The sequence below is a fragment of the Halohasta sp. A2 genome, assembly GCF_056175805.1.
The window spans coordinates 39,239-66,089 of record NZ_JAQFWV010000012.1 but is presented as its reverse complement, the minus strand read 5'-3'; the positions used below and the strand labels follow the sequence as shown (position 1 = coordinate 66,089).

Below are 26,851 nucleotides of genomic sequence, written 5' to 3'. Positions count from 1 at the left end.
ACGTAGGTCTTGGCATGGTACTTTTGCCGGGTCGAAAAGCACGCTAATTCGTCAATTGGAGCGGTACAAGACAGAAACGACGTGAGTGGAAGCATCCGATTTTCACGTCATCTACGCGCTACACCAGTATAAGGTGCGAAGTCAAGTAACTAAAGATCAGCCGGTAAGCGATCGAATATACTGGCCGACGTGGTCGTCCATCCGGCGTTTGTAGCCGGCTTGGCGGGCTAGTCGGTCGAGTTCACGGCTGACGTAACTGCCGTACTGGACGGCCTTTTTATCTGTCGACGCGACCGACTCGGGCACTACGCCTTGGGTTCGGGCGAACCGGCGGAGAGCGATCTTTCGCTCGTCGACGCTCGCCAGGAGTTCGCCGGGAAGCCGCAGCGCAGCGTCGACCACGCGATCCTGCAAAAAGGGCGTCACGGGCTCGATTCCAACGGCCTGCAACCCACAGACGTCGCGTTCGAGCTGCTGGGGAAGCGTCGAAATCGTCTCGCGAACCGCGCCGCGGACAGTCTCGGCCTCGACGCGGTGATCCGCCGCGGGGTCGACGACTTTCGAGTACCCCCCAAAGAGTTCGTCCGCACCCTGTCCCAGTGCGAGACGGTCGTAGCCATCCGCTCGTACGCGCTCGGCAACGAGCACGAGCGGCAGGGCGATGGATACGTCCATCGGGTTCGTCCGGTTGATCGCCTCGCTGACGCGTGGAACCGCCTCCCGAAGCGTCTCGTGATCGAGTTCGATAACGTGGAGATCGTCGGCGCGACCCATCGCAGCGGCTGCCTCGCGGGCAGCTGCGATGTCGTGGCTCCCCTCGAAGCCGATCACGTATAAGGGCGCGTCGGGGAGTCCAGCAGCCACGAGCGCGGAGTCGACGCCGCCTGAGAACGCAACGGCGGTGTCGGTCGACCGGCTGTCGGTGTCGAGTCCCAGCGCACCAGAGAGTGCTTCGGTAACTGCAGCCTGGGCAACGTCCGGATCGTCGACCGGCGGCTCGTCAAGTACGAGCCGTTGGCTGTCTCCTTCGATTGTTCGGACGGCTCCCGGCGGCACGACAGCAGGGTCCGAGAGTTCGTCCGGAGAAAACGCCCACGCACCCTCAGCGACCGGGTCGACGGCATCGGCCTCGGTGTACAGCGGCTGTCTACCCAATACGTCCCGGACGATTTGGTCGTCGATCAACCCACCAAAGCCGCCCATCTCGGGTGGGCCACGACCGCTTGCGCCGGGGAGCGGATCGCCGGCCTCGAGCGTCGACCGGACGAGCGATGGCGATGCTCCTCGGATCTCTGGCTCGGTCATAGCCCCTCGAACAGGTTCGAGATCATGCGTCCGACCCGGCGTTTCGCACCGCCACCGAACTGCTGGAAACTGATTCGCCAGGGCGTTCGCTGGCCGATCACGCTGGTTCGGCCGTGGCGGATCGCCTCGAGAATCGCGTCGGCCGATCCGTTGGCGGCACCGACCTCGGTGATCGCTTGGCCGACCATCTCGGAGATGTGGGCGTCACTGCCGGCGGTCATCGGGAGGCCGCGCTCGATGGCAAACTGCTCGGCCTGTCGGTTCGACCGCCCGGTGAACAGCCGTGAGTTGTACACTTCGATCGCGTCTGCACTCGCCAACTGGTCTTCGGTTATGTGGGGTGCGACCCCGTGTCTGGATTTCTGAAACGGGTGCGGAATAACGGCGATGCCGCCCTGTTCGTGGATGCGTTCGAGCGTCTCGTCATACGAGAGGCCGGGCGGAATTAGTTCGTCGATCCCAAAGGCGAGAATGTGGCCCGCTGCGCTCGATATCTCCATGCCGATGATGCCGATCAGCCCGTAGTCTTCGGCGGCCTCGGCAGCCTCTATTGACGCCTGGATCTCGTCGTGGTCAGTCACTGCGAGCGCGTCGAGACCCACTGCGGCGGCCTGTTCGAGCAACAGCTCGACCGGATCGCGGCCGTCGTGCGACAGCGCCGAGTGGGAGTGTAGCTCGACCGTTAACACGGTCGACTACTGTGAGAGGGACGTAATAAAGGCTCTCAGTCGTGGTCGACTGGGGTGGGGTCTTTGCGGAAACTCGGGAGGATCGTCAGCACGGTCACGAGCGCGGCGAAGACGACAGCCCCACCGTAGATAACCGGCAGCGGATCGCCGGCCGACAGACCGTGTTGAATCTCGCTTGCGATGGTGACTGCGCCGACCAGCGCGAGGAGTATTCCCGCGCCGCCCCAGGTAATATACTCATTCATACCCTGACGTATACAGAGTCCCTCGCAAAGAGCTATCGGATCAGGGCGATTGTTCGGCGCTGGACACCGATCCGTCTCCCAGCGCCTGCGATCGTGCGAGATGATGCATGGTTCTGCACATGGAAAGAGATTAAGCCGGTGATTTTGAACAGGAAACTGAATGAGTCTCCCGGAGTCAGACCACCAGCTCATCGTTTCCGAGCTGGGCCGCCAACCCACGCCTGCAGAGTCGACGCTGTTCGAAAACCTCTGGAGCGAGCACTGTGCGTACCGATCATCTCGACCCCTGCTGTCGGCGTTCGACAGCGAGGGTACACAGGTCGTCATCGGTCCCGGTGACGACGCCGCCGTGATCGCCGTCCCCAACCCCGAGGCCGCCACGACGCCCGCAGCCGACCGCGAGGAAAGCGACTACAGCTCGACTTACATCACCCTCGGCATCGAGAGCCACAACCATCCGAGCTACGTCGACCCCTTCGACGGTGCGGCCACCGGCGTCGGCGGCATCGTCCGCGATACGCTCTCGATGGGCGCGTATCCGATCGCGCTCGCCGACAGTCTCTACTTCGGCTCGTTCGACCGCGAACACTCCCAGTATCTCTTCGAGGGAGTTGTCGAAGGAATCTCGAACTACGGCAACTCGATCGGCGTTCCCACCGTCACGGGCAGCGTCGACTTCCACGAGGGCTACGTCGGCAACCCGCTGGTGAACGTCGCCTGTATCGGCCTAACGAACGCCGACCGTCTCGTCACTGCAGAGGCCCAAGAGGCCGGAAACAAACTCGTCCTCGTCGGCAACGGCACCGGCCGCGACGGGCTCGGCGGCGCGTCGTTCGCCAGTGAGGATCTGGCCGAGGACGCCGAAACCGAGGACCGACCCGCCGTCCAGGTGGGCGATCCGTACTCGGAAAAACTGCTGATCGAAGCCAGCGAGGCGCTGGTCGACGAGAACCTGATTCTCTCCGCACGCGACCTCGGCGCGGCAGGCCTCGGCGGAGCCTCCTCGGAACTCGTCGCCAAAGGCGGCTTCGGTGCCGAAATCGACCTTGAGAAGGTCCACCAACGGGAACCGAATATGAACGCTCTGGAAATCCTGCTTGCCGAGTCCCAAGAGCGCATGTGTTACGAGGTCGACCCCGACGATGTCGAGCGAGTCGCAGAAATCGCCGAGCGGTTTGATCTCGGTTGCTCGGTCATTGGCGACGTCCGCGAGGGGAATTACGTTTGTACGTTCGACGGCGAGGTCGTCGTCGACGTCGACCCCGAGTTCCTCGCCGAGGGCGCGCCGATGAACGATCTCGACGCCATCGAACCCGAACAGGCCGAGCGCGATCTGCCGGCAGTCGACCTCGAAGACGCGATCAACGCGGTCGTCTCGTGTCCGAACACGGCCTCGAAACGCTGGGTCTACCGCCAGTACGACCACGAAGTCGGCGTCCGAACCGCGCTGAAACCGGGCGACGATGCGGCGATCATGGCGATCCGCGAAACGAGCGGCGACGCTGACGACACCAGCGGCGCGGGAACCGGGCTTGCCTTCTCCTCGGGAGCCAATCCCAACTGGACGACTGCTGCACCCTACGAAGGATCGCAAGCAGTGGCTCTCGAAAACGCCACTAACATTGCGGCCAAAGGTGCGCTGCCGCTGACGGCAGTCAACTGTCTCAACGGTGGCAATCCCGAGAAGCCCGACGTATACGGCGGGTTCAAAGCGATCGTCGACGGGCTGGCCGATATGTGCGAAACGCTGTCGACGCCGGTCGTCGGCGGTAACGTCTCATTATATAATGACTCGGTGTCCGGCTCGATTCCGCCGACGCCGACGCTGGCGATGGTCGGAACGAAAGCGGGTTACGACGCCCCGCCCGCGGCGCTGTCGGGTGAGGGTGAACTACTGGTCATCGGTGCCGCAGGTGGCGCACTCGGCGGTTCGGAGTACCTTGCACAGATGGGCGGTGCTGATCGATTCCCCGAACTGCCCGCGAACGCCAGCGAGGTCGTTGAGACCATCGCAGTCGTGGCAAACCAGGAGTCGACGCTAGCCGCTCACGACGTGAGCCACGGCGGGCTGGCGGTCACGCTGGCCGAACTCATCACGAGCCGAGCGGGTGCCGAGGTGAGCCTCGACAGCCTCGTCGACCTGTTCGACGAGACGCCCGGCAGAGTCGTCGTTGAAACGACCGACGCCGCGGCCGTCCGTGAGGCGTTCGACGGCGTCGCACCGGTCGAGTCGCTCGGCACGTCGACTGACAACGGCGTACTTTCGCTGACGGTTGCCGGTGAGACGGTCGAGTATGATGCGGAAACAATCGCCGAGCGCCGGAACGTTATTTCTTCGACGCTCGACTAATCCGGATTGAATCTCGTCTGGAGGGCCACGTTTCGCTGTTTTTCGACCTACTTAGCGGCGTATGGAAGAGAGATTCATCTCACTCGTGTGAAGATGAAGCGCGAGCGTGTCGGTATCCTACGTCGACACTCTGTTGCTTCACTCGAATCGAGATGACCATGAGCAAAAGCGTTGTTGGTCGACCGCGTCGTTGCGAGTCGGCCTCCCCAAACGGCAGCCTTTTAGGGTATCCTAAACAATAACCTCGTCAACGAATGGTCGATACCAGCTCACGTCCGTGTTTGTCGGCGGATTTGGACGGTGCTGTCACGACCCACGAACCGAGCGATCCTGAGGCGATCCATGTCGAACACTAATACACTCAACCGAACAGTCGAACAGCAGTCGACGGACCACGCGTCGACACAGCAAGCAGTCGACCGGTCGTCAGAACCCACCGAAGCGGTCGAAGATCCGATTTTGCGGCTCAAAAACGTCACCAAAGCCTTCGATGAGGAGACTGCGGTCCGCGAGGTCTCGCTGGCCGTTGAGCGCGGCGAACTGCTGACGCTCTTGGGGCCCTCGGGCTGTGGCAAGACCACCACGCTCCGGATGATCGCCGGGCTCGAAACGCCCACCGAAGGGTCGATCGAACTCAACGACCAGACGATTGCGACCGATTCTAGCGCCACCGCACCCGAAACCCGCGACGTCGGCATCGTCTTTCAGGACTTCGCGCTGTTTCCGCATCTCTCGGTTAGAGAGAACATCGCCTTCGGGCTCTCGGAGTGGGACGACGAGTCGACCACTGCACGCGTCGACGATCTGCTCGAGCTGGTCGATATGCCAGATCACGGTGAGAAAACTCCCGAGCAGCTTTCTGGGGGCCAGAAACAACGGGTCGCGCTCGCACGGTCGCTCGCACCGGAGCCCGAAGTGCTCCTGCTGGACGAGCCATTTTCCAACCTCGACGTCCGGCTTCGCGTCGAGATGCGCGAGGAAGTCCGCTCGATTCTCAAGGAGGCGGGCGTCACTGCCATCTCGGTGACCCACGACCAGGAGGAAGCGCTCTCCATTTCGGATCGCGTCGCCGTCATGAACGACGGTCGAATCGAGCAACTTGACCGGCCTGAACGCATCTTCGAGCAGCCTAAATCACGGTTCGTAGCATCCTTCCTCGGACGAGCGAGTTTCCTTACGGCCTACGTCCACGACGGCATCCTGAAAACCGGACTCGGAACGTTCGACGCCGAAACGCTCGACGGCTACACCGAAGAGTACGAAGGAATCGCCGTCGACGTGCTCGTTCGACCTGACGACCTGCGAGCGGCCCGCGCACACCCTGACCAGACCGACGGCGAAGTCACTTCTCGGCAGTACGTGGGTCCCTCGTTTATATATAGCGTCGACCTCGACAGTGGCGATGCGGTCCACTGTCTGCACAACCACGTCGAGGACTTCGAACTCGGCGAGCGCGTCACGGTCGACCTCGTCGCGGATCACCCGCTGGCGTGGTATCCACGCGAGGGGGCCGACGGCAACACCTGTGCCGTCGACAGCGACGACGGCATCTGCTCGTTTACCGATAGTTTATAAAAACGGCCTCAAGCAATCAACAATAGCGGGAGTCCAAACGCGACGAGCAGGCCGACTGCAAGGACGACCGCGCCGATCATCGCCTGTTTGGTCGTAAACGACTGCATCGGAGCCGTGATCCGAGCCTCTGGATCTACCTCGGGTGAGTGATCTGCCATAGCCGGATCATTGTGTGTCGACTACTAAAACGCACCTATTGTTCGTCCGCCCGCGGCGTCTGGAGCCGCCGGGCGACGAGCGTGAACAGTCCGACAAGGACGAAATACAGCTGCCAGCCGCCGACGGCGATGGGAAACCGGCGGTCGACCGACCCGGGATCGGGGTCGTTCGACGGCTGGACCGGCGTCGACACGTGGACACTCTCCCGCGTTCCGCCCTGTCCGGCGTCGACCGCCCGCTGGCCGCTCGTAGGCTCGATCGAAACGTCGACGAACGTCTGGACCAGTCCCTTCGAAGAGATGTAGAGTTCACCATCGAGTGCGAAGAATTGGTCGACGACCGGCCAGAGGATGTTGATCCCATCGAGATGCGTCCAGTCGAGGGCGATGTGGGCGAATGTGTGAGCGAAGATCGCGACCCACGTGACCCGGATGCCGTACTCGCCCCAACGGCCGCGAAGCCACGATGCCGACCGTCGGGTGTCCCAGTAGACGAGCCCCGCAAGAATCGCCGAGAGAACCATCGTGTGTAGGACGGTGCGGTGAGCACCGGGCATGACGAAGCCCAAGATAGCGTCGAGTTCGGGCGCGATAACGACCGCGAGGACAACTGCCAGCGCCCGACGGTCGTAGTACGCACCGAGCAAGCCGACCGCGAGCACGATGGCGAGGGCAGCGTGGACGATCGAGGTGGGCATCACCGATCACCTCGGTCGACGAGCTGTTTTGCGGGGACGGCTGCCGCGGCAGTGAGGACGACCACGGCCTGCCAACCCGACTCGACTAGCCGGAGTCGACGCTCATCGTCACCGGGATTCAGCCACGACGAGACGTGGTGTGTTTCGGTCGTCCCGGGCGAGGCAAGCCCGAGCCAGCCGTTGCCGAACTCGACGTAGGTCTGGACGATTCCCTCCTGGGTCGACAGCACGAACTTGCCGACGACGGCGTAGTAGCGATCCGACAGGGGGTACAGGAGGGCGACGCTTTCGGTGCTGAACAGGTCGACGCCGATCCCGGCGACTGCGTAGGTGGCGACGCCGACCCAGGCAACCCGGACGCCGTACCAGCCGTAGCGGGCGCGGAGCCACGAGGCCTCGCGGCGGGTTGTGTCGTAGTAGAGGAGGGCTGTGGCGATGACGGGGATGAACCCGGTGTGAAAAAGGGCGTTGGTCGACCCCGTTATGACCAAGCTGAAAAGGGCGTCGACGTCAGGCACGATGGCTGCGAAAGCGACGACCGCCAGTGAGCGTCGGTCGAAGGCTGTGCCAAGAAGGGCGATGCCGAGTAGCACACCGACCGCTACACTCACCAGTGTTGGCGACATTACCAGTTTCTTCGGGCAGATATATTTAAATAGTCGGTGTGCTGGTGAGCGATGTCGACGAGAGGGGGGCGTCGGCGGGTCGGCTACAGCACTGGCTGCTCAACGTGGCGTTCCCAGAACGTCTCTCGGGTGTACTTGTCGTAGGCTCCCTGATACCCCCGAAGGCGGGCGATAGGTGCAAGCGCGGCACTCAGAGGAGTGGTGATTCGCGGATCCAACTCAGTGAACACGGTGTTGTTGCTGAGTTGCTGGACGATGATGGCCTGCTGGAGTGGGTTGTCTGCGTCCATCTCCTCGTCGTGTGCCAGCCCGCTTAGCGTCGGCAGGACGTGTCGTAATCGCCCGGGCGAATCGATGTCGACCGCCATGTAACTCAAGCAATCTCCCTCGACGGTGAAGCTGTGGCGTTCGTGTGGCTCGACCGTGATCGTCTCACCCGCCGTGACGCGCTCGTCTCGATCGTCGATCCGGAACTGAACGTCGCCAGCCAGCACCGCGAACCGTTCTTCGCTTCGGGTGTGGTAGTGTTCCGGCGGCCCGTCGAACCCGGGTTGATACACCGCGACCGCTCGGATGGTATCGGTGTGCTCTCGATCAGCGAGCGGGGCACTCCAGACGTCCTCGGTGGGGTGTGAGGTCAATGCCCCCGTTCGCCGGGCGAGAATCTCGGCGAGAGTTCCCTTCGGGTCCAGCTCGAAGCCTGTGCCGGGAATGGGCTGCCCGTCGACGTCCAGTGTGCGGCCGGTGGTGAGCATACACCCTCTACGGGCGAGCCGATCAAAAGCATGCGTCGACGCAAACCGGTGAGCTTCCAGCAGCAACCCAGACGTATTAAGCGTCTTCCAAAGATGGATTAGGTATGACGGAACAGCGAGATCAGTTCATCTGCCGCGAATGGTGGAAGGAATCGGTCATCTACCAGATCTACCCACGCAGCTTCAACGACAGCAACGGCGACGGCATCGGTGACATTCCAGGTATCATCGAGAAACTCGACTACCTCAACGAGTTGGGCGTCGACATCATCTGGCTCAACCCGGTATATAAATCACCGAACGCAGACAACGGCTACGACATCGCCGACTACCAGTCGATCATGGACGAGTTCGGCACGATGGATGACTGGGAAGCCCTGCTGGAAGGCCTCCACGACCGCGACATCCGGCTCATCATGGACCTCGTGGTCAACCACACCTCCGACGAACACGAGTGGTTCATCAACTCCCGTGACGTCGACAGCGAGTACCACGATTACTACATCTGGAAACACGGTCGGACCGATGTCGACGGGTTCACTGGCCATTTGGGTCCCGAAAACGAGGCCCCGCCGAACGAGTGGGGCTCGTTTTTCGGCGGTCCCGCGTGGGCCTACGACGACGAAGTCGGCAAATGGTACCTCCACCTGTTCGACGAAAAACAGCCGGACCTCAACTGGGAGAACCCGGAGGTCAGAGACGAGATCTTCGAGATGATGGAGTGGTGGCTCGACAAAGGCATCGACGGGTTCCGGATGGACGTGATCAACCTCCTTTCGAAACCCGATTCTGTCACCAAACACGACCCACCGCTGAACAATACCAATATGTGGGAAACGTTCGACGGCCCTCGGATGCAGGAGTTCCTCGACGAGATGTACGACCGTGTGCTCGCGGGTCGGGACGTGTTCGCGCTCGGCGAGATGATGGGTCAAGGAATGGAGATGGATATCGCCAGAGACTATGTCGAGGCCGAGGGCCCCCTTTCTACGCTCTTTCACTTCGACCACGTTCTCTTGGACCATGGCGGGAAGATTTGGGAGCGTGACGACTGGGGACTCAACGAACTCCGTGATGTCTTGAACCGCTGGCAGTACGGCCTCGCCGAAAAGGGCTGGAACAGCATCTACCTCAGCAATCACGACCAGCCGCGGCTCGTCTCTCGCTTTGGGAACGACGAGGAGTACCGCGAAGAGTCGGCCAAACTCCTTGCCACCCTGATTTTCACCCTTCGCGGGACGCCCTACATCTACCAAGGCGCCGAAATCGGGATGACCAACTACCCCTTCGACTCCCTCGATGAGTTCAGGGATGTAGAGACGATCAACCCGGTCCAGAACGCCCTCGACAACGACGAGGTCGAGAACTTCGAGAGCGTCAAAGGTGCCCTACGACAGAACAGCCGGGACAACGCCCGCACGCCGATGCAGTGGTCCGCCGACGAGAATGCGGGCTTTACCGACGGCGAGCCGTGGATCGGCGTCAACCCCAACCACACCGAGATCAACGTCGACGCCGCGCGTGCGGACCCCGATTCGATCTGGCACTACTACCGCGATCTCATTGATCTGCGCAAGGAGCACGACGTGATGGTGTACGGCCACTACGACGTCCTGCTCAACGAACACGAGGAGATCTGGGCCTACACCCGGACGCTCGGCGACGAGCGCCTGCTCGTGACCCTGAACCTCGCCGAGTGGGAGGGCCACTTCTGGATCGACGACGAGGAGGCCGACTTCGATCCCCACGAGATGGAAGCTGAACTCCTCATCTCGAACTATGGGGCCGACGAGACCGCAACCGATGTCGATGCGTGGGCGTTCGACCTGCGGCCGTGGGAAGCCCGTATCTACCGGCTCACAGAGAGCGACTAACGATATATTAGTCGGCGGCCAGTCCCGAGGCGATGTCGACGGCCGCCAACACGATCCCAGCGAGGATACAGACCAGCCCAACCACGGTGGTCGCTGGTTCGGGAACAATGACGAGTGCGGTTCCCCCGAGCAGCAGTGGTGCATAGAACAGCGGGTCGACGAACGAGACGCTCTCCTCGCTCGCTTCGACCTTCGAGAGCCGTTCGATTTCGTCGCGAGAGGTCGACGCTGGTTCGCTGTCGGTCTCAGCCATGGACCTGGAACTCGGAGTCTGAGCAGGACACATAGGCGAATCGACAGGCCGAACTGTCGTTATCGTTGTGGCCGTCGGCTGTGAGCTCTGCTCGAAGTCGATTCATCCGACTCGGTTTTCTCGTTTCTCTCACCGCGGACCGTCGGCCTTTTGCTCACCCGACGACAAACACGAGTAGCTGAATGGCGACCTATCATATCGAGACCTACGGTTGTACGTCGAACCAAGGCGAGAGCCGACAGATCGAACAGGCCCTCCGCGAGGGTGGCCACTACCCAGCCAACAGTCTCGACGACGCCGATGTTGCCATTCTCAACAGCTGCACGGTGGTCGAAAAAACCGAGCGCAACATGGTCCGGCGAGCCCAAGAGCTCCAGGCGGAGACGGCGGATCTCATCGTCACGGGCTGCATGGCACTCGCACAGGGCGAGGAGTTCGCCGAGGCCGGGATCGACGCCCAAATTTTGCACTGGGACGAGGTGCCCGAGGCCGTGCTCAACGGCGAATGCCCGACCGTCACCCCTGACACGAAGCCAGTGCTCGACGGAAAGATCGGCATCCTCCCCATCGCTCGCGGCTGCATGAGCAACTGCTCGTACTGCATCACCAAGTTCGCTACTGGCCGGGTCGACTCACCCCCTGTCGACGAGAACGTCGAGAAGGCCCGCGCACTCGTCCACGCCGGAGCCAAAGAGATCCGCATTACCGGCCAGGACACCGGTGTCTACGGATGGGACAAGGGCGAACGAAAGCTGCCCGAACTCCTGGATCGAATCTGTACAGAGATCGACGGCGACTTTCGCGTCCGCGTCGGGATGGCCAACCCCGGCGGCATCCACGGAATCCACGACGAACTCGCCGACGTGTTCGCCCGCCACGACAAGCTCTACAACTTCATTCACGCGCCGGTCCAGTCGGGCAGCGACGGGGTGCTCGAATCGATGCGCCGCCAGCACAGAGTCGACAAGTTCCGCGAGGTCGTCGAAACGTTCGATGAGAAGTTGGACTACTGGACGCTCTCGACAGATTTCATCGTCGGCTACCCCACCGAGACAGACGCCGACCACCAACTGTCGATGGAGTTGCTGCGGGAGGTTCGCCCCGAGAAGATCAACGTCACCCGCTTTTCGAAGCGACCTGGCACTGATGCCGCCGACATGAAGGGCCTCGGCGGGACGATCAAGAAGGAACGCTCCAAGGAGATGTCGGCGGTCAAGCGGGAGATCGTCGCCGAGGCATACGAAGCAATGGTTGGGACCACCCAAGAAGTGCTCGTCGTCCAAGAGGGAACTGGCGATTCGGTCAAGTGCCGCGACGGGGCCTACCGACAGATCATCGTCCAGAACGCGGGCGACCACGGCCTCGAACCCGGCGACTTCTGTGAGGTCAAGGTCACGAGCCACCAGACGATGTACGCCTTCGGGACGCTGGTCTGACTCATCGTGAGTTGTTTTTATAAATTAAACAGCCTTTTGTACGATATGCAAATTCGGATATCGGCTTGCTACTGACCTGTCAGAAAGGTCGGATTACTCTTCGCTTTCTTCGAGCGTGATGCTCTCGGTCGCGGCATTTCGGAGCGCATCCGACCGGCCGCGTCGACTCGGCGCGATCGCCAGCGTCCGAAGCCCACAGCTGTTTGCGACCTCTAATACGGGTTTGAAATCGGTATCTCGCGAGGCAATCGCGATCGTTTCGGCCCGGCGTTCGACCGCGAATCGCGCGGCGTCGACCGCGAGTTTCACGTCGACGTCACCGCTGGTCACGACGACCTCGAAACCACGGGCTTCGGCGGCCTGAATCAGTCCTGGTGTTGCGTGTTCGTCGACGTAGAGCCGGGTCGTCGCGAGTCGACCGATCTCGGCGGCGGCAGTCCGAATGTCGTCGAGGTCGACGTCGAACTCGTCACGAAGCATGTTCGGCCCATCGACGAACAGCCCAACGCCATCGAAGGGCTCGTCACGTTCTGTCGGCATTGTATCCGGGTCGACCCCCAGCCGGTATAGACGTGCCGCTTGACTGTCCGGTCGACCACCACGAAAAACGACAGGCCGGGAGTGCGCTCACCGTCGACTGCGTCGAGGGAGTACTCTTAATATACATAATATTCATTATACAGGTATGGTGTCATATAACCCGGTCAGAAAACCGTTCGTCGTCGACCGTCCGATGAACGACTACGGCGCGCTCACGGTGATCGAGTGCTGCGGCAACAGATCCTACCAGGTCGTGTCGTATGCCACACCAGCGGTTCGTGAGACGCTGGCCGAGGTAGCTCCGAAGACGACCGTTCGACTCAGGCTCGAACCACTCAGTTCACGAGGCGATGCGTGGTGCGCGGTCGGCGTCGACAGGTCGATCGAGAAGGTACCACAGATGTCGGAACTAATGACTCGAACCGGCGGAACGGACCCTCACCAAAAATAATGCCGTGGATACAGGAGATGATGAATTTTATTTAGCTATTCAGCGGTACACTACATATGGAGCAAGACCCTCCAGAACACCACGGCCGATCGTACACTATTGTAGATGAAATGACCGGACACGGGGGGATGACTGTCGTCGACCCCGAGACGAACAGCACGTATCAGATCGTCGAATACGACGACAGCGGCCTGCGTCGCGAACTCGCTTCGCGAGCGGTTGGTGAGACGGTTCAACTCGAACTCGAACGGGCCGGCGTTCGCGCGAACGTCTGGCGAGCCAGCCGGGTCGAACCCACACTGGTTACCGCCTGAGACGTCGACGCGCCAGATTCCAGATTCAAAACAGCCGATTCGTGCGGTTGGTCCCCGCCCATGCTATGTTGTGCAGCCTGTCTCGATTCGTACTCGCTTGGTGTCTCGTCGCTTGATTCGTTCCAGACAGTCGTGTAAATCGATAACAACACCTTACTTTCGCCGGGCTGAGGAGTATGTATGGCCCGACGACACCCGCCGCTTGCCGAGTGGCACGCGGCCAACGGCGCATCTCTCACCGAGTTCGGTGGGTGGGAGATGCCCGTCGAGTTCGACTCGATACGGACCGAACACGCGGCCGTCCGCGAGTCTGTCGGCATGTTCGACGTCTCGCACATGAGCGAGATCGAGGTCGCTGGCGAAGAGTCGACCGAACTGATGGGTCGACTCACGACCAACAACGTCGCGAGGCTCTCGCCGGGGGACGCCCAGTACGCCTGTATCACTCGCGAAGACGGCGTCATGCTCGACGACACCGTGATCTACCGGCTCGAAGATCGTGACGATGCGCCAGCGTACCTGTTCGTTCCGAACGCGGGCCACGACCGCCAGTTCACCGACTGGTGGATCGACCATCGCGACGAATGGGCGCTCGATGCGACCGTCGACAACGTCACCGACGAGTGGGCGATGTTCGCGGTTCAGGGTCCTGATGCTCCGGATCACGTCGACGAAGCCGTCGAGTCCGCCGCAGTGTCGATCGCTGATCTCGGTCGGTTCGAACACACAACCGCCCGAATCGCGGGCGTCGACTGTCGAATCGCGCGAACCGGCTACACCGGCGAGGACGGCTTCGAACTCCTCTGTCCAACCACGGCCGCCGAGGAGCTCTGGCGTGCGTTCGACTGCCAGCCCTGCGGGCTCGGCGCGCGGGATACGCTTCGGATCGAGATGGGCTACCTGCTTTCGGGCCAGGATTTCGACCCCGAATCGGAGCCACGGACGCCCTACGAAGCCGACATCGGCTTTACCGTCGATCTCGACACTGACTTTCTCGGCCGCGACGCCCTCGCCGACCAACAGCAGACGGGCGTCGATCAGCGCTTCATTGGAGTAACGATGCTCGACCGCGGCGTCCCTCGGGCGGGCTACGAGGTAGTTGATGACGGCCAGACGATTGGCACGCTCACATCCGGAACGATGAGTCCAACACGAAACGAGGGTGTGGGCCTTGGCTATCTCGATACAGCCCATACAACGCCCGGTAAGGCGGTCGACATCGTCGTTCGCGGATCGAACAAACGGGTGGAAGTCACCGCCTTACCATTCGTTTCGAAGTAATCATCACAGTCGACTACCCACCAATAGAGAGCCAGACCCCCACAGATGAGTTTCGATGTACCCGACGAACTGACCTATCTCGAATCGCACGAATGGACGACAACCGACAGCCCCGCCAGAATCGGGATCTCGGATTTCGCCCGGGATGAACTGGGCGACGTCGTCTTTGTCGAACTTCCCGCGGTCGGCGACGAAGTCGAGGCTGGTTCAGCCTTCGGTGTTGTCGAATCCATAAAGGCCGTTTCTGACCTCTATGCTCCGATTTCGGGCGAGGTGGCCGCCATCAACAAGGCCCTCTTCGAGCAGCCCGAACTCGTCAACGACGATCCGTTCGGCGAGGGCTGGATGATCGAAGTCGAGCCAGACGACGAAAGCGAGTTCGACGAGCTGCTTTCGGCCGACGAGTACCATGACCAGATCGCTTGATCGCTGGAGATAGTTATAAATGACCGCACCAGACGGCAGTCCGTTTGCACCACACACGACCGCTGAGACCGTGGCGATGCTCGAAGAAATCGGCGTCGACACCGAAGCCGACCTCTTCGAGATTCCCGACGAGGTGGCCTTCGACGGCACCTTCGACATCGAGCCACGAAGCGAGCAGGCGATTCGCGGCGAGCTTCGGCGGCTGTTCGCCCACAACGACACACTTTCCGAGTTCATGGGCCGAGGCCACTATAGCCACTACGTTCCCTCGCTCGTCGACCACCTCTCGGATCGCACGGAGTTCCTGACAAGCTACACGCAGTACCAACCCGAGATCACGCAGGGGTTTCTCCAGGCGCTGTTCGAGTACCAGTCGATGCTGGTCGAACTCACCGGGTTGCCGGTCGCCAACTGCTCGATGTACGACGGCGCAACCGCGCTTGCAGAGGCCGCGCTGTTGGCCGACCGCGTCCGCCAAACAAGCGGCCAGACGGTTCTCGTGTCCGAGCATCTCCGAGACGGAAAGCGGTCGGTACTCGAAAACTATGTCGACGGAGCCGGACTGGTCGTCGATACCTACCCGATGGACGACGGCATCGTCGACCGCGAGACCCTTGTCGACCTCGCGGACGAGAAAACGGTGATGATCTACGCCGAGAACCCAACGGTTCGTGGCACCATCGAGGAAGGGCTGGCCGAGATCGGCGAGATCGCCGACGCCAACGACGCCCTGTTCTGTCTCGGTTCGGATCTCGTCGCACTCTCGCTCCTTCAGGAACCGGCCAGCGTCGGTGCCGACGTGGTCGTCGGCGAGGCCGATGTCCTGGGCTTGCCAACCAGTTACGGGATGGGACTGGGTATCTTTGCGACGCGCGAAACGTTCCTCCGGCAGGTCCCGGGTCGACTCGTTGGCCTCAGCGAGGACGCAGACGACCGCCGGGCCTACACGCTAACGCTCCAGACGCGCGAACAGCACATCCGAAAGGAGCGAGCAACCTCGAATATCTGTACGAACCAAGCGTGGGTCGCCCTCCGCGCGGCTATACACATCGCCTCGTTGGGCCCTGACGAACTCGTCGACCTCGCCGAGGACTGCGTTCGAGACGCGGCGACGTTGGCCGAGCGCGTCGACGACATTGCGGGCTATCAGGTCCCGGTCCACGATCGACACCATTTCCGCGAGTTCGTTGCCCGGTCGGACCAGCCAGCCGAGGGAGTCGCGCAGTCGCTCGAAACGAGCGGATTCGCTGTTCACGTCGTCGACGATCACCTGCTACAGTTCTGTGTGACCGAAACCAACGCGCACGCGACCGATGGTCTAGTCGACGCCTTACGGAGGGCCGCCTGATGATCTACGACCAGGCCCGATACACCGAGGGGGACAAACACGAACCGCTGCTGTCGGAAAAAGACGAGACGACCGTCGAGATCGGCGACACTGACTCACCGCTTCCAGACGAGCTTACTCGCGACGAGCTCACCCTCCCGTCGCTCTCCGAGCCGGAGTTAGCCCGCCATTACACGCGCCTCTCGCAGATGAACTGGAGCATCGACAGCGGTCCGTACCCGCTGGGGTCGTGTACGATGAAGTACAACCCCAAGTTCACCGAAGACGTCGCCGCCGATCCGAACGCGGCGATCCACCCCGACCGCTCGGCGCGAAGCGCCCAAGGGAACCTCGGGCTGCTTTGTGGCCTCCAGGAGTACCTCGCCACCATCGGCGGCATGGACGCGGTCACCCTCCAGCCGCCAGCCGGAGCCGCCGGTGAGTTCACGGGAATTCTGATCGCCAAAGCCTACCACGAACACCACGGCACCGACCGAAGCGAAGTCATCATCCCAGCGTCGGCTCACGGGACCAACTTCGCCACGGCGGCGATGGCGGGCTACGACGTTGTCGAACTTCCATCCGACGAGAGTGGCCGCGTCGACCTCGAGGCGCTCAAGGCCGCGGTCTCGGAGGACACCGCGGCACTCATGCTCACGAACCCTAACACCGTGGGTCTTTTCGAGCGTGAGATCGTCGAGATTGCCGAAACGGTCCACGATGTCGGAGGATTGCTCTACTACGACGGCGCGAACCTGAACGCCCTTTTGGGCCGCGGTCGACCTGGAGACATGGGCTTCGACATCATGCACTACAACGTCCACAAGACGTTTGCCACGCCCCACGGCGGCGGTGGACCCGGTGCCGGACCGGTGGGCGTGGTCGACGAACTTGCCGAGTTCCTCCCCTCGCCCCGCGTTCGAGAAACCGATGATGGCGACTACGAGCGGTTTGAGCCCGACCACTCAATCGGCAAGGTCCACGGCTTTGCAGGCAACTGGCTCGTGTTAATCAAAGCCTACGCCTACATCGCACGGCTCGGCGACGAGGGGCTGTCGGATGCCAGTGCGAAAGCCGTGTTAAACGCCAACTACCTCGCCGAACAGTTGGAGATGGAGGTCCCCTACGGACCGTTCCACCACGAGTTCGCGGCGACCGCAGGCGACCGGGATGCCGCGGATGTCGCCAAACGGATGTTGGATTTCGGTGTCCACCCGCCGACGACGAAGTGGCCCGAGATGGTGCCTGAAGCGATGTTGACCGAGCCGACCGAAATCGAGAGTCGACGGACGCTCGACACGCTCGCCGAGGCGTTCAACAACGCCTACAGCGACACCGACGAGGCAATCGAGACCGCACCTTCACGGACGACCGCCAGTCGGATCGACCAGGTGAGCGCGGCGCGGAACCCACGACTCTCGTGGCAGGCACTCGACGACGAGTAGGCATTGACTACTAGCTTGTCGACCCGTTGGGATCAACGCTTATTCCGATTCTCGCAGAACAATCCGTATGGATCTCGATCTTGCAGGCAATGCCGCACTTGTTACCGCATCAAGCCGCGGACTCGGCAAGGCCGCCGCGACCGCTCTTGTCCGTGAGGGCGTCGACGTTACGATCAACGGCCGCGATGAGTCGACGCTCGAAGACACAGCCGACGAACTCCGCGAGGAAGCCGCAGACGACGCTCGTGTCGTTCCGATTAGCGGCGACCTGACCGATCCCGACGACATCAGTCGACTCGTCGAGACGACTGTCGACGAATTCGGTCGACTCGACCACCTCGTTACCTCCGCCGGTGGCCCACCGAGCGGCTCGTTTCTCGACACGACTGACAAGGACTGGTACCAGGCGTTCGATCTGCTGGTGATGAGCGTCGTCTGGCTGGTCCGTGAAAGTGCCGAGCATCTCCGGGCTGACGGTGGTGGAACTATCGTCACCATCACCTCTCGAAGCGTCAAGGAGGCACTCGACGGATTGGTGTTGTCGAACTCGGTCCGAATGGGCGTGATCGGCCTCGAAAAAACGCTGTCTCGGGAGTTGGCTCCAGAGATCAGGGTGAATGCCGTCCTGCCGGGGGCACACGAAACCAGTCGGATCGAGGAGTTGATCCAGCAAGGCGTCGACCGAGGCGAGTACGACGACTACGCCGAGGGGAGAGCCGCATTCGGTGAGGACGTGCCACTCGAACGGATCGGCGACCCCATCGAACTCGGCGAGACGGTCGCCTTCCTCTCGTCGACCGCCAGTAGCTACATCACCGGCCAAGCGATCGTCGTCGACGGTGGTAGCGGTCGGTCGAACCTGTAGCCTATCGGCGGACCGACGCGATGAGTTCGTCTGTAGTCAACAGCGAGTACCGGCCCGTCCCCAGCACGAGAATCCCGAGCGACGCCACGAGAACGGCCATGTTGAACGCGTTGATCTCCGCGGTCGCCATCGCGGTGAGCATGATCGGGACCACCAGCGCGGCTCCGAGACGGCCAGCGATACCCAACACGATGAGGGTGGCGGCAGTCAGTTCGAGCACGCCGACGACCGGGACCAGTAGCTCAGGGGCAGGGATGCCGAGTTCGGCGAAAAAGTCGACCTGTCCGCCGTAGTCGAGCAGCTTCATTGAGCCGGGGACCACGAGCACGATCAAGAATATGCGCAATGGAAGTGGAGCCCACTCCCGGAGAAACTCTGCCATGATCTCGATACAACCAACAACGCGACTCTGAATAATAGTTGCCCCCGTCGACGGCACGGCTTGCAAATCAGCACTGTCGGTGATTTGCGGCCGAATGGAACGGGAGTAACTGCGTTGGATCATGTGCTTTCGGTCGACCGACGCCAGCGATTTACGTCAGCCACTCACACCAGCCAATCGTCGGGTTTGGTATCGTAGTCGACCTCGCTGGCCTCGATTGCGCTCTGGAGTTCGGGTTTGAGGTCGAACTCCGCGAACTCCGTGCCGTCGTATCTAATGCGGATACCGACCTCGGTTCCTTCTGGCTCGCGACCGCGTCGACGCGCGACCTCCAGTTCGTGGTCGTCGTACTCCGTACGGATCGTCATCAGATTCACCGGTCGACCCCAGAGATCGAACACCCGTTCGAGCACGTCTTTGGCTTTCGGAATGTCGAGCGCAACCCCGTTGTACCGGTGGCCCAACAGGAGTTCGCCGCGGTTGGCGAAGTTCCCATCGTAGACGGCGATCGACGGCTTGCCGAAGTTGGTGAACTGCAACAGGAGCTTGGTTTTGACGTCCTCAGCGGCCGTGCTCGCCACGCGATACTCGCTTCCCGCGTGCGAATACTCGTAGGTGAAGTAGTTGTTGTTGAGGACGAACTCGGCGGTCAGGAACTCGTCGATAAAGGTCACGTCGTTGTGGCTTTCGCGGACTTCGCGCATCCGATCCCACCCGGCCGTGTAGTCGACGTCCGCGATCGCTTCGTCGATGGTTGCGTACTTCTCGTCGTCGAACATATATCGGGCGAGTTGTTCGAGTTCGGTGCGGTTGATTCCTTTGAGGAAGCCTCGATTCTGGCGTTTGGCCAGCGAGAAGTGCCGCTCGGCCAACCCCTCGTAGGTGAGTACTTTCCACGGATAGCGGTCGACATCGATCGCGTCGGGATCATCGCTGTCGAGTTCGCTGTCTCGGGTCGCAATCGCTCGATCGACCGCCTCGGTGTCGACGCGCGGATCGCCATCGTCTGCGAGCGCAGCCAGGTCGTCGAGCCGGGCCGAAGAGACACCCGCAATGACTGGCTCCGGATGAAGCAACGCGGCGATCTGCTCGAAGTCGACGACGTCGCTGAAGTTCCGCCAGGTGATCCCCTCGACGCGAAGCAGTTTATCGGCGACTTCGCGGCGGTTGGTCGTGTTTTCGAGGTGGTCCCACAGCTCCTTGCCGAGCTTGTAGGGATTTAAACCGGGCGAACCGAGCACGCGGGCCTGGTGGTCGGCGTAGGTGATGAACTCGTCCGTGCCCGCGAAGCGTTCGTCGCCCATCATCAGCGACTCCCAGTAGGCGGCCCACCCCTCGTTCATGATCTTGGTCATCTTCTGGGCGGCGAAGTAGTAGGATTCCTCCCGGAGCCGTTCGATTACGTCGGTTTCCCACTCCTCGCGGTCGACCGCCTTCCCCGCCTCGGGATCGAAGCGCTTGCCGTGATCTCGCAGAAAGGCGATCACGTCCAGTCGTGGGTCGTCGATTCCGGCGGCCTCGTCGGCCGCGGCGCGGGCGTCAAGCCACTCCTCGTCGAACACCTGCTGACGGACGTCTTCAGAGAGACCGAGTTGGTCGAGTTTGTCGTGGATGTCTTCGAGATCGCGCTCGTCGTCATCCATGTCTGCGGCCGCCAGCGTCCGGTGTTGGTCGATCGTATCCTCGATGCAGAGCACCGCGTCGATCAGCCGCTCGACCTCGGTGCGCTCGATGTCGGGATCGTCCATGTACTGGGCGATGGCTTCGCCGTGGCGTTCGAGCATGGCCGCGGCGTCGGGATCGCTGCCCGCGCTGCCGCGGTCGCTGTAGAGGCCGAACCAGCTGTTGTTGGCGAAGAAGTCGGCGTGGGCTTCGACGTGCGTAATCACGGCCTTCTGGTCGGCCATCGTATTCGACTCCTGGAGGAACGCGTGGCTGGGATTGTCGTTGTTGACGATCTCGAAGGCCTTCCCCATGCCGAACTGATCCTTCTTCTGCTGGCGATCGTACGCCATTCCCCATCGCCAGTGAGGATAGCGATCCTGAAAGCCGCTGTAGGCGATCAGTTCGTTCATTTCGTCGTGGTCGACGATCCAGTAGTTCACCGGGTAGGGGTCTAATCCGAGTTTGCGAGCCAGTAAGGCGGCCTCCTCGACCGGCTCGCGGAGCCCGGTGGCGATCCGTCTGGCGTCTAAGCGTTCGTCTTTCATTGTCAGTCACTCTCCGCGTCTTCGGTGCTGAGGATCTCGTAGATCGCGTCGATCACGTCGTCAGGATGGGTCACTCGGGTGACGGCGACGTTGCCCGTTTTCCCGAGCGCGCGTTCGACCTCCTCGGCGTGGGTCGCGTTTATCGCCGTCCCGCCGGGCTGCGTCTCGACGTAGGCGTGAAGGTTCGCCGGGATCTCCTCCATAAGCGGAATCACTCTGTCTTTGGTGTCGTTCGATGAGTTCTCCGAGTCCCCGGCGGCGAACACGTAGCGGTTCCACTCGCTGAATGGGTATTCCTCGAGAATCCCGGCGGCGAGTTCGTAGGCCGACGAGATGCGGGTCCCGCCGCCCGACCGAATCCCGAAGAAGTCCCCGCGGTCGACCTCCCAGGCGTCTGCGTCGTGGGCGATGTAGTGGAACTCGGCGTTGTCGTACTTACCAGTGAGATACCAATCGAGTGGCGTCAGGGTGCGCTCGACGAGTTCGCGCTTCTGCTCGCGCATCGACCCCGAGACGTCCCGAATGTTGATGACGACGACGTTGCGCTCTTTCTTCTCGATGATCTCGGGGTGGCGGTAGCGTTCGTCCTCACGGCGGAACGGGATCTCCGTGAGGCCGTCGCGGCGGATGCGCTGGGCGACGGTGGTTCGCTCGACGTTCGCCTCGAACTCCTCGAAACTCTCCCACTTTGTTCGCTCGTCGTCGGGTATCTCTTTATACGCCTCTTCGATCCACGCAAACGAGACGGGAACCCGCTCCTCGCGGGCCCACTCAAAGATCGCTCTGGGGCCCTTGCCCTCGATCTTGAGCGCTTCGCGGACGTACTCGTCGTCGAAGTCCATCGCGAGCTTGCGCTTCAGCCCTCGTTTAAATAGCTCCTCGAAGTCGAGCGTGCCTTTCGGGCCGACCTTCGTCACGTCGGTGAAGTCGCCTTCGACCTCTTCGACGACACGCTTGCCTTTGGGTTCGAGTTCGAGTCCGAGTTCCTCGTCGAGCTCCTCGGCGAACTCCTCGGGATCCATCTCGTAGTACTCGTGGTCGGCTCCCTCCTCGCCGGGGTCGCCGTCTTCGTCGCCTTCGCCCGGTTGCGGTGGGCCGACCGGCTGGCCCGGTTGGGGCGTGCCACCCTGGCCTTGACCGACCCCACCCATCGAGCGCTTGTCGTACTCGAACGACGGGAGGTCGACGATCTTGACGGGGATTTTGACCTGATTGGGCCGCGAGCCACCGAGATCACCGTAGCTGATGAACTCTTCCAAATCCTGTCTGCGTTGGTTGCCGATCTCACGGAATCGGTCGAGGTCGTCTCTCAATCCCATTTGTGTTGCACCTCACGCATGACCGCGCGTGTCGTCAGTTCGGCCGACGCTGGCGAGTACTGGCCCGCACACAGCGTGGCGATCGTCTCGTCTTTCAGCCGCTCGGTGACCGTCCCGGTCGGTGGGTCGTCCCACTGCCGGGGATCGAACTCCGGATAAATGCGCTTGACGTCGCCCCAGTCGTAGGTTTCGAGCACGGCTCGGATCACCGGAATCGACGTCAGGTCGACGTTGTCGATCGCGAACTCCTCGTCGCGGTGTTCCCAGGCGTAGCGGTTGAGCGCGGTGATGACTTTCTCACGGCGGAACAGTTTGACCGCCTCGGAGGGCGCATTGCCCGCGTAATCGGTCGAATCGAACCGACCGAGATGTTCGGTTTCGAACACCTTCATCAACAGCGGATCGGGGTCGATCCGACCGCGCTCGGTTTCGATCTGGTCGTCACCGTCCCACGCGTAGACGTGTTCGACGTACTCGGCGACCGTCTCTTTCGAGACGCTCTTGTTCGCAAGCAGTGCCTGCAGAACGGCGTGTTCCTGTTGGTCGAGAATGAAGTCTTTGACCATCGGCAGTCTGGTTTCGTACTCGGCGGCTTCGGCCCGCGAGAAGACGGGCGCGGTCGTCAGCTCGTCGGCCATCGCGTTCAGCACGTCCTCGGGCATCACGACGTTCTCGACCGGATGTGCCGGGTGGGCCCGGCCGGTTTCCTCGTGGAGTAGATCCGCGATGATATCGCGGGTGTAGGTGACCGGAATGCCGTGAATGCCGTCAGTTTCGAGCGAGAACTCGAACGCATCGATCTCCAGGCGTTCGTCACCGTTCTGGAGGTAGCCCTGCTCGAACAGTCGGGCCTTTTCTATCAGCGTCAGATCAGCTGGCAGATCCTCGCCATCGAGTCGACTCACGACGCTGTACATCGCTGCGGCTCCGACCGCAAAGGGCGCGAGTTCGCGCTCGCGGGTCTCGCCGCGGTTGTTACGGATAGACACCGACAGCGGCGCTCGAACCCGAGTTTCGATCTCTTCGTCGTCGAGATCCGCCCAGACGCGCTTTTCGGCGGTCAGTTCTCGTCGGATGAGTTCGGCCTCTAGTCTGCGATTGGTCAGATACCGGAACTCGTGGCGATCGAGTCGACGCTTGAGCGCCTTGAGCGGATCACGGCCGTTGCGGTCGGCGTACTGGTCGAGTTCGGCGTCGAGATCCGGGTTCGAGATCATCACCAGCTGGGTGTCGATATCCATCCCGATTCCCTTGTCCAGTTTGACGCGGCCCTCGTCGGGAACGTTCAGGAGTTTGCGGAGCAGATCGGCGTGCTGGCTGGCGTCCTCCACGATAGTTAAGAGGCCATTACCCTGCGAGAGCACGCCGTCGTAGCTGAACGCCTGTGGGTTTTTGCGCCCGCGCGAATCGAGTTCGCGCAACATACCCGGCATCCACGACCCGACGAGCCGTTCTTTCGGGCTGCCGTCGTCCTCGGAGTGGAGAATTCCGATCCCTCGACCCACGTCGACCACGTAGTTTTTGACTCGGAGATGAGCGTCGTCGGTAATCGACGAGAACAGCTTTCGGGTGCCCGCCTCGCGGTACTGGGCTTCGAGGTAGTCGTAGGCCTCGCGGCTGAACGGATCGAGTTCGCCCTCGATAACGATCGGTGGGCCTTCGGGATCGAACTCGTTGAGTTGGGCCAGTATCTGCTCACGCACGCTCTTGGGAAAGACGGTGAGCGGATGGACCTGCACCGGGCTTTCGTACCACTGGTCGTCGTCGCTGGCGTCGTCGCCGTAGCTCAGCCCGCGGCTGTTGTCCGCACCCGTGATGTTCCATTCGAGGGTGTAGCGTCGGCCGGCGGGCGTTTTCGAGTACTCCCGCAGGCCGTTGACGAGACAGCGCTTGAGCTCGGATTTCCCCGTCGCCGTGGGACCATCGAACCAGATGATTTTTTCACCCTTGCCCCGATTTGCGGCGATCGTCCGCAGATCGTCGACGAAGGCGTTGAGCACCGCCGTATTGCCGAGTACCGCATGTTCGCCGTCGTTGTGCGGATCATCAAAGAAGCGATAGCGCTCGCGCTCTTCGCCCTCCTCGATCACCGTTCGAGTACCCATCGACTCGATAGCCGCCAGCAGGTAGCGGCTGGCGTGGGCCGCAATCGAGGGTGATTCGAAGGCGGCGTCGACGTACTCGCCGAGGCTCATTGGGCCCTCGTAGGCCTGCTGGAGCTGACGGTCCGCGGCGGTGATATAGTCTTCAGACATCTTCTTCGAGCTCGCTTTTGGCGACTTCCGCCCCAGCGAACTCCAAGACCTCACGGGCACCCTCCTCGGAGTAGCCCTGTTCGCGGAGCGCGTCGATCCACGCACTGCGCTCGTCGTCGGCCATCTCGTTGGCCGACACCAACGCCGAGAAGTTGATGTTGTGTTTCTTGTCCTCCCAGAGTTTACGTTCGAGCGCGCGGCGGAGCCGGTCGTTGTCCTGTGGGTTGAAACTGATTCCCTCGCGTGCACGACGCGAGACCCAGTTGGAGACCTCCTGTCGGAAGTCGTCCTTACGGTCGGCCGGAATATCCAACTTCTCTTCGACAGACCGGAGGAACGTTTCGTCGGGCTCCTGTTCGCGGCCGGTGAGTTCGTCGGCGACGGTGGCGTCGTCGATGTACGCCATCACGTGATCCATGTACTTTTCACCTTGGCGCTGGATCTCGTCGATATCGTAGGCGAGCGCGTGGCGGACGTCCTCGATAGCCCGATTTTTGTACTCTTCGCGGACCATTTCGAGATATCGCTGGTAGCGCTCGAAGTTCTCTTCGGGAATCGAGCCGTGGTTTTCGAGGTTCTCCTCGAAGTGCCGGAAGGTAGTTAGCGGACTCAGATATCGTCGACCGCGGTGGGTCGAATCCATGATCGCCTCGGCGATCTCGTCGCCGATAAACCGCGCCGAGACGCCGTCCATCCCCTCGGCGATATCTGCTTGGGCCTCACCGTCCTCACGGAGTTTCTTGATGTCGACGTCGTCGTCATCGAGTTCACCGTTGTAGGCTTTGGCCTTCTGGATCAACGAGACAGACTCGTCGTTGGGTTCGACGATTCGGGTGAGCACCCCAAAGAGACCGGCCATCTGGAGGGTGTGTGGCTCGATGTTCATGTTGGGAACGTCGGCGTTCCGAAGCATCTTGCCGTAGATTTCGGCTTCCTGCTCGTATTCGAGGACGTATGGGTAGTCGATCCGTTTCGTCCGATCGTTGAACGCCTCCATCTTCTCGTCGCCCTTTTTTTCTCTGTATTCGGGCATATTCGTCCGCCCAACGATCACCTGGTCGATGTCGATCCGGGGGTTGTTTTTCGGCTTGATCGTCTGTTCTTGGCTCGCGTGCAAGAAGTCGTAGAGGAACTCCCGCTGGAGTTTGAGCAACTCTTCGCCCGAGAAGATGCCACGGTTGGCGTTACAAAAGGCCCCGGCGTAGTCGAACGCCCGCGGGTCAGACTCGCCGTAGATAGCGAGCTTCGAGTAGTTGACGTCGCCGGTGAGTTCGGTCTCGTCTTGGTTCTTTTTGTCCTTGGGCTCGAAGGTCTCGATCGACTGTCGTTTGTTCTCGCTGGCGACCAGTCGGATGACCTCGATGTGGTTGTCGACGACGGCTTTGAGGTCGTCGTCGTACTCGGCAAGCAAGGTGTCCATGTAGAACTCACTGGCTGGATCGAGGTGCTGCTCGTTGCGGATGGTGTACGGGGCATCGAGTCGTTCGTTGAGCCCCTCGATGATCATATCACGCTGGGCCTGCGGGAGCAAGACCAGCGGGTCCTGGTGCATCGGGGATTCGACGACGTCGTCGGCGGGGTCCTGGTCGCGGATGACGTCGCAAAGGTTGACCCACCTGAAGGTGTACATGCGCCCGTCGTCTTCGAGCGTGTAGTGCTCGAAGTAGCGGCGGACGAGCCAATCGAAGTGGGATTTGCCCGATCCCACCGGTCCCAACAGGAGTTTGATTCGTTTTTCGGGGCCGAGCCCGCGTGCGCCGGATTTGACCTTGTTGACGAACTCGTGGATCGATTCGTGGACCTCTCGGCCGTAGAACACGTTCTCGCCGTCGTGCAAGGGGTCTTCGGCCGCCATCGTGTACTCGACGACACCGGCGTCCTCGTCGTAGGTGGTGCCGTAGTGGTCGAACATATCGGCAACGCGCTGGTGGGCGTTGCGAGCGATCCGCGGATCGTCTGTCACCTCGTCGAGATACCAGTCGAACGTCTTTGCTTCGCGTAGATCCGATGGAACCGATGCTTGGTAGTGCTGACTGAGGCTTTCGAGGGTTTGTCTGTCGTTGCTCATTGTA

General features: G+C 61.6%; 24 protein-coding genes and 1 pseudogene. 11 read left to right on the top strand and 14 right to left on the bottom strand.

Annotated features, from left to right (window positions below):
• Positions 1-156 precede the first annotated feature (156 nt).
• The 3 genes from O2S87_RS05850 to O2S87_RS05840 are packed head-to-tail and all read right to left on the bottom strand — an operon-like array spanning position 157 to position 2,239.
• Entirely contained in the window at positions 157-1,305 is a 1,149-nt protein-coding gene (locus O2S87_RS05850; protein ID WP_475407861.1) for an asparagine synthase C-terminal domain-containing protein, read from the bottom strand.
• A complete protein-coding gene (locus O2S87_RS05845) occupies positions 1,302-1,994 on the bottom strand; it encodes a PHP domain-containing protein (protein WP_475407860.1) in 693 nt (230 codons plus the stop codon). The genes O2S87_RS05850 and O2S87_RS05845 overlap by 4 nt, the downstream gene beginning before the upstream one ends.
• A gap of 35 nt (positions 1,995-2,029) precedes the next feature.
• Positions 2,030-2,239 carry a hypothetical protein gene (locus O2S87_RS05840; RefSeq protein WP_475407859.1) on the bottom strand — a complete coding sequence of 70 codons (210 nt, stop codon included), beginning with the start codon at positions 2,237-2,239 and terminating at the stop codon, positions 2,030-2,032.
• A gap of 160 nt (positions 2,240-2,399) precedes the next feature.
• Here O2S87_RS05840 and purL point away from each other — a divergent pair, with 160 nt between their 5' ends.
• Positions 2,400-4,589 carry a phosphoribosylformylglycinamidine synthase subunit PurL gene (gene purL, locus O2S87_RS05835; protein WP_475407858.1) on the top strand — a complete coding sequence of 730 codons (2,190 nt, stop codon included), beginning with the start codon at positions 2,400-2,402 and terminating at the stop codon, positions 4,587-4,589.
• A gap of 342 nt (positions 4,590-4,931) precedes the next feature.
• A pseudogene (locus tag O2S87_RS05830) lies at positions 4,932-6,092 on the top strand (ABC transporter ATP-binding protein); the annotation flags it as partial.
• Positions 6,093-6,172: 80 nt separating this feature from the next.
• On the opposite strand, the gene O2S87_RS05825 reads toward O2S87_RS05830, so the two are convergent.
• From O2S87_RS05825 to O2S87_RS05810, 4 genes are all read right to left on the bottom strand, one after another.
• Positions 6,173-6,322 carry a DUF7550 family protein gene (locus O2S87_RS05825; protein WP_475407857.1) on the bottom strand — a complete coding sequence of 50 codons (150 nt, stop codon included), beginning with the start codon at positions 6,320-6,322 and terminating at the stop codon, positions 6,173-6,175.
• Between the two features lie 35 nt (positions 6,323-6,357).
• Positions 6,358-7,020 carry a metal-dependent hydrolase gene (locus O2S87_RS05820; protein ID WP_475407856.1) on the bottom strand — a complete coding sequence of 221 codons (663 nt, stop codon included), beginning with the start codon at positions 7,018-7,020 and terminating at the stop codon, positions 6,358-6,360.
• Positions 7,020-7,646, bottom strand: coding sequence for a metal-dependent hydrolase (locus O2S87_RS05815; protein ID WP_475407855.1), 627 nt, complete (start codon positions 7,644-7,646; stop codon positions 7,020-7,022). The genes O2S87_RS05820 and O2S87_RS05815 overlap by 1 nt, the downstream gene beginning before the upstream one ends.
• 83 nt (positions 7,647-7,729) lie before the next feature.
• Positions 7,730-8,401 (bottom strand): cupin domain-containing protein, encoded by a 672-nt coding sequence (locus tag O2S87_RS05810; protein ID WP_475407854.1) that lies wholly within the window; start codon positions 8,399-8,401, stop codon positions 7,730-7,732.
• 104 nt (positions 8,402-8,505) lie between these two features.
• On the opposite strand from O2S87_RS05810, the gene O2S87_RS05805 reads away from it, so the two are divergent.
• Positions 8,506-10,275: a glycoside hydrolase family 13 protein gene (locus tag O2S87_RS05805; RefSeq protein WP_475407853.1), complete on the top strand. Its 1,770-nt coding sequence runs from the start codon at positions 8,506-8,508 to the stop codon at positions 10,273-10,275.
• A gap of 7 nt (positions 10,276-10,282) precedes the next feature.
• On the opposite strand, the gene O2S87_RS05800 is transcribed toward O2S87_RS05805, so the two are convergent.
• A complete protein-coding gene (locus tag O2S87_RS05800) occupies positions 10,283-10,528 on the bottom strand; it encodes a hypothetical protein (RefSeq protein WP_475407852.1) in 246 nt (81 codons plus the stop codon).
• Positions 10,529-10,710: 182 nt separating this feature from the next.
• Here O2S87_RS05800 and O2S87_RS05795 point away from each other — a divergent pair, with 182 nt between their 5' ends.
• A complete protein-coding gene (locus O2S87_RS05795) occupies positions 10,711-11,964 on the top strand; it encodes a tRNA (N(6)-L-threonylcarbamoyladenosine(37)-C(2))-methylthiotransferase (RefSeq protein WP_475407851.1) in 1,254 nt (417 codons plus the stop codon).
• Between the two features lie 93 nt (positions 11,965-12,057).
• Here the strand turns inward: O2S87_RS05795 and O2S87_RS05790 are convergent, their stop codons facing one another.
• A complete protein-coding gene (locus O2S87_RS05790; RefSeq protein ID WP_475407850.1) occupies positions 12,058-12,504 on the bottom strand; it encodes an NYN domain-containing protein in 447 nt (148 codons plus the stop codon).
• Between the two features lie 145 nt (positions 12,505-12,649).
• Here O2S87_RS05790 and O2S87_RS05785 point away from each other — a divergent pair, with 145 nt between their 5' ends.
• From O2S87_RS05785 to O2S87_RS05755, 7 genes are all read left to right on the top strand, one after another.
• Positions 12,650-12,955: a DUF7999 family protein gene (locus O2S87_RS05785; protein WP_475407849.1), complete on the top strand. Its 306-nt coding sequence runs from the start codon at positions 12,650-12,652 to the stop codon at positions 12,953-12,955.
• Between the two features lie 56 nt (positions 12,956-13,011).
• Positions 13,012-13,269 (top strand): DUF7999 family protein, encoded by a 258-nt coding sequence (locus tag O2S87_RS05780; RefSeq protein ID WP_475407848.1) that lies wholly within the window; start codon positions 13,012-13,014, stop codon positions 13,267-13,269.
• A gap of 180 nt (positions 13,270-13,449) precedes the next feature.
• Positions 13,450-14,550 (top strand): glycine cleavage system aminomethyltransferase GcvT, encoded by a 1,101-nt coding sequence (gene gcvT, locus O2S87_RS05775; RefSeq protein WP_475407847.1) that lies wholly within the window; start codon positions 13,450-13,452, stop codon positions 14,548-14,550.
• Positions 14,551-14,595: 45 nt separating this feature from the next.
• On the top strand, positions 14,596-14,976 hold the full coding sequence (gene gcvH / locus O2S87_RS05770) for a glycine cleavage system protein GcvH (protein ID WP_475407846.1): 381 nt from the start codon (positions 14,596-14,598) through the stop codon (positions 14,974-14,976).
• Between the two features lie 19 nt (positions 14,977-14,995).
• Positions 14,996-16,324: an aminomethyl-transferring glycine dehydrogenase subunit GcvPA gene (gene gcvPA, locus O2S87_RS05765; protein ID WP_475407845.1), complete on the top strand. Its 1,329-nt coding sequence runs from the start codon at positions 14,996-14,998 to the stop codon at positions 16,322-16,324.
• Complete coding sequence (gcvPB, locus tag O2S87_RS05760) at positions 16,324-17,748, top strand: aminomethyl-transferring glycine dehydrogenase subunit GcvPB (RefSeq protein WP_475407844.1); 1,425 nt, start codon at positions 16,324-16,326, stop codon at positions 17,746-17,748. The genes gcvPA and gcvPB overlap by 1 nt, the downstream gene beginning before the upstream one ends.
• A gap of 67 nt (positions 17,749-17,815) precedes the next feature.
• A complete protein-coding gene (locus O2S87_RS05755) occupies positions 17,816-18,613 on the top strand; it encodes an SDR family oxidoreductase (RefSeq protein ID WP_475407843.1) in 798 nt (265 codons plus the stop codon).
• Between the two features lies 1 nt (position 18,614).
• Here O2S87_RS05755 and O2S87_RS05750 read toward each other — a convergent pair whose 3' ends face one another.
• The 5 genes from O2S87_RS05750 to O2S87_RS05730 all read right to left on the bottom strand — a co-directional run bounded on the left by O2S87_RS05750 (position 18,615) and on the right by O2S87_RS05730 (position 26,847).
• Complete coding sequence (locus O2S87_RS05750; protein ID WP_475407842.1) at positions 18,615-18,995, bottom strand: DoxX family protein; 381 nt, start codon at positions 18,993-18,995, stop codon at positions 18,615-18,617.
• Between the two features lie 164 nt (positions 18,996-19,159).
• Positions 19,160-21,211 (bottom strand): SpoVR family protein, encoded by a 2,052-nt coding sequence (locus tag O2S87_RS05745; RefSeq protein WP_475407863.1) that lies wholly within the window; start codon positions 21,209-21,211, stop codon positions 19,160-19,162.
• Entirely contained in the window at positions 21,208-22,524 is a 1,317-nt protein-coding gene (locus O2S87_RS05740; RefSeq protein WP_475407841.1) for a DUF444 family protein, read from the bottom strand. Before O2S87_RS05740 ends, O2S87_RS05745 begins: the two co-directional genes overlap by 4 nt.
• Positions 22,515-24,779, bottom strand: coding sequence for a PrkA family serine protein kinase (locus O2S87_RS05735; protein WP_475407840.1), 2,265 nt, complete (start codon positions 24,777-24,779; stop codon positions 22,515-22,517). The genes O2S87_RS05740 and O2S87_RS05735 overlap by 10 nt, the downstream gene beginning before the upstream one ends.
• On the bottom strand, positions 24,772-26,847 hold the full coding sequence (locus tag O2S87_RS05730) for a PrkA family serine protein kinase (protein ID WP_475407839.1): 2,076 nt from the start codon (positions 26,845-26,847) through the stop codon (positions 24,772-24,774). Before O2S87_RS05730 ends, O2S87_RS05735 begins: the two co-directional genes overlap by 8 nt.
• Positions 26,848-26,851: the final 4 nt, after the last annotated feature.